At 49.5% G+C, this 2,792-nt stretch carries 4 protein-coding genes; 3 read left to right on the top strand and 1 reads right to left on the bottom strand.

The genetic code is table 11. The features are described 5' to 3' along the window. A partial coding sequence (locus EA187_RS20155) for a hypothetical protein (RefSeq protein ID WP_206524441.1) occupies positions 1-654 on the top strand: 654 nt, incomplete at its 5' end. Between the two features lie 93 nt (positions 655-747). Next, positions 748-1,632, top strand: coding sequence for a hypothetical protein (locus EA187_RS20150; protein WP_127781478.1), 885 nt, complete (start codon positions 748-750; stop codon positions 1,630-1,632). Here EA187_RS20150 and EA187_RS21200 read toward each other — a convergent pair. Further along, on the bottom strand, positions 1,595-1,765 hold the full coding sequence (locus EA187_RS21200; protein ID WP_488226194.1) for a transposase DNA-binding-containing protein: 171 nt from the start codon (positions 1,763-1,765) through the stop codon (positions 1,595-1,597). The two genes, EA187_RS20150 and EA187_RS21200, sit on opposite strands and share 38 nt — an antisense overlap. Before the next feature lie 548 nt (positions 1,766-2,313). On the opposite strand from EA187_RS21200, the gene EA187_RS20140 reads away from it, so the two are divergent. After that, positions 2,314-2,792: hypothetical protein (locus EA187_RS20140; protein ID WP_164856444.1), on the top strand; the 479-nt coding region annotated here is incomplete at its 3' end.

Raw genomic sequence — 2,792 nt, 5'->3', positions numbered from 1 at the left:
CCTGGTACCGGTATTGCGCGATGGGTTGGTTCAGCGACGTCGAACCACGTGAGTAATTCAAGTAACATCACAGATACTGTCTCCGGTACCTTTCATTGCACGCCCCGGGCGCGCTTTACGGGTGGCCAGACGGATGAGATGCGATTTGAGGACTTTAGAGACTACGACGTGTTTAACAATCAGGAAGATGGGGATGTTGCGGTTGATCGAGAGCGTGTCTATATGCTCTCCGGAATTCGCGGAAAGATGCAAGGGCTTGGTGAGCGCGCATGGTTGGGACACGCAGAGCTTGACCCTGACCCCACTCGATATTTTCTTCGGTCGCTCGTGGGAGAGCTGTTCGCCGATGTTATCGGTTTCGGAATGCTATATCCGTCCGCAAGTGGCATGACATATTACTCCGAGTCATCAAATGGAGATGATTATTATGCTCCGCTCTTGACTCAAAATGGCACCCATGACGGTGAGTTTGAAGTGACCATGGGACCACTTGAAAGCACCTTTTGTTTTCTGACGGAGATCTCGGGCCGATTCGATGGGGGACGGGAGCATATTCAGATTGTTGCGAATAACCACCACTGGCAGCTAAAAGTTCGTGCAGCACCAGACAAAGAGGTTCGTGGTAGAGCGCGTTGTGTCTACTATAATCAGTGATTTGAGATAGTGGTGAATTGCCGCTGGAGAACATCCAGGTCCCGGTAATGAAATTTATTTTTGTTGCCGGGGCTTGCCTGATTGGAGCTTAACATGGATAAACGAGTTGTTCTTATAGGCGTTTTTATACTGGCTGCGTGCTGTGGTGTAGAACCTGCTGAATTGCAAGGTACTCCAAATTCTTGCTTCATTGAAGGGTCAGAGGCTCTTGATTGTGACATGGAGCCCTTTTATGAGGAAGAGTTTGATAGGCGTATTTTATTTAAAGAGGTGGCTGACCTTGATCTTGCGTGTGAACAAAAGTGTAAGCGTTCATCACGTGCTTTTGAGTTTGTAACTCTTCATGGGTTGGAAGCGATTCAAGGGTTTGATTTTATCAATGCTCTTCCTGGCCTTGGGGTGATGTATACTTATGATGTCGAGGAGATAGATGCTTTGCATAGTGTTGAGTCAATGGTAGGGGTTGATTTTAGGGAAAATGTTAAACTTGAGATAATAAAACCTTTTGCGAGCCTCGAAGTTCTCGAATACGGAGCGAGCTTTGAGGATAACCCCAGGCTCAAAGACCTCCGTGCGCTCGCGAACGTCCGGCAAATTGGCGAAATTGGTGGAGAATATGAGCCTGGGCTCAAGTTGTTGAATAATAATAGCCTTGTAGATATGACGGGCCTTGAAAGAGTGGAAGTCATCGGCGGACGATTTCAAATCAGAGACCAGTATAATTTGGAGTCCATGCGGGGGCTTGATTCCCTTAGGGAAGTTGAGACTCTGGCTATTGTTAATTCCGACGATGATCCTGAGTATGTGAAGCTAAACAGCCTGGCCGGCCTCGAGAGCCTTCGACGCATTCATAAGGCCCTGGTGATCCAGAACGCCCCCAACCTCCGGCGTTGTGAGGCGGAGGCGTTGGTTGCGCAGCTTGAGGAGCCGCCGGAGGAGGTCATTCTGGTGAATTTGAGCGATGAACCCTGTGACTGAGGTCTATCGTTTGCCAGGTTGAAAGAACGCCGCGCTCCGACCGGAGCGCGGCGATTCTGACAAAGCGCTCATGACGTCGTTTATCGCCCAGATCCACGTCCTGGAGTTCATCGCTCAACGTCAGATCTGCCATCATCGTCGTCGGTTCCATCACGCTCGCTTTTCTCTTCAGGTCTCATCGCTGTCGTCGGCGGCCAGTCGATCAAATCGAGGACGATTGCGCAAGGTGGGGCTGGGAGGATTGTTGGGAGGGCTTTGAGCACGTGTGTTTATGCGGGGTTTAGGAGATGTGGGGGATCATGAGTCACGATGGGCCTCCTTGATCGTTCTTTCTGTTACCTGACCGAGATCTCGGGACGATTTGATGGCGGTCGTGAGCGCATTCAAATCATTGCGGAAGGGACACACTGGTATTTTGACTTGCGAGCGGCGCCAGACAAAGACGTGCGAGCTAAAGCTCGTTGTGTCCGGTACCGGCAGTAAAAACAGGCTCTTTAAATTATAAACACGTGTGAACGATAGGCGGCGGCAGTTAAACGAGCTTTTTCTGTCGTCGCTTTCAATGCCGAGGAACCTATGTCGCGCAAGTTGAAAACGTTATGTTGGGTATCTCTAATCTGGCTAATCTATATGGGGTGTGGCGAGCCCACTCCAGGCGTTTTGGAGACGCCGGAGTCTTGTTTGTTGGAACAATCGTCGGCTCAGGATTGTGTTATAGAGCCCTTTCACGAAGAAGAGTTTGACCTTCGGGTGTTGTTTGAAGACCGTGGAGACCTTGAGCTTGGTTGCGCACAAATGTGTTCTAAGTCAACACGTTCGTTTGATTTTCAAAAGCTTGAGGGTTTGGTTTCTTTAGAAGGTTTTGGTTTTATAGATGAACTCCCGGGTTTAGGGGTGGAGTTTACGCATGACCTCAAAACGTTTGATGCGTTTGATAATGTTGAGACGATGGTGGGAGTCTCGGTGTTCGAAAATCCTCATCTTGAGGTCATGGATACGTTGGACAGCCTGACGCATCTCGAACACGGTGCTAATTTTGAGGATAACCCAAAACTTGTTGATCTTCGGGCATTGGCCAATGTTCGCCAGATTGGGGAGGTTGGTGGGCGTCACAGCCCCGGGTTGAAGTTGAGAAATAACATGAGTTTAACCAGCATGGC

Source organism: Lujinxingia sediminis (assembly GCF_004005565.1).
Classification (GTDB): domain Bacteria; phylum Myxococcota_A; class Bradymonadia; order Bradymonadales; family Bradymonadaceae; genus Lujinxingia; species Lujinxingia sediminis.
The sequence above is the reverse complement of the archived record's forward strand: the minus strand, read 5'-3'. Positions and strand labels throughout refer to the sequence as shown.

What these genes read in the sequence shown, in the direction of transcription:
- EA187_RS20150 (WP_127781478.1), top strand. Translation starts at nt 748, where the DNA reads ATGGATAAACGAGTTGTTCTTATAGGCGTTTTTATACTGGCTGCGTGC.
- EA187_RS21200 (WP_488226194.1), bottom strand. Translation starts at nt 1,765, where the DNA reads ATGGCAGATCTGACGTTGAGCGATGAACTCCAGGACGTGGATCTGGGC.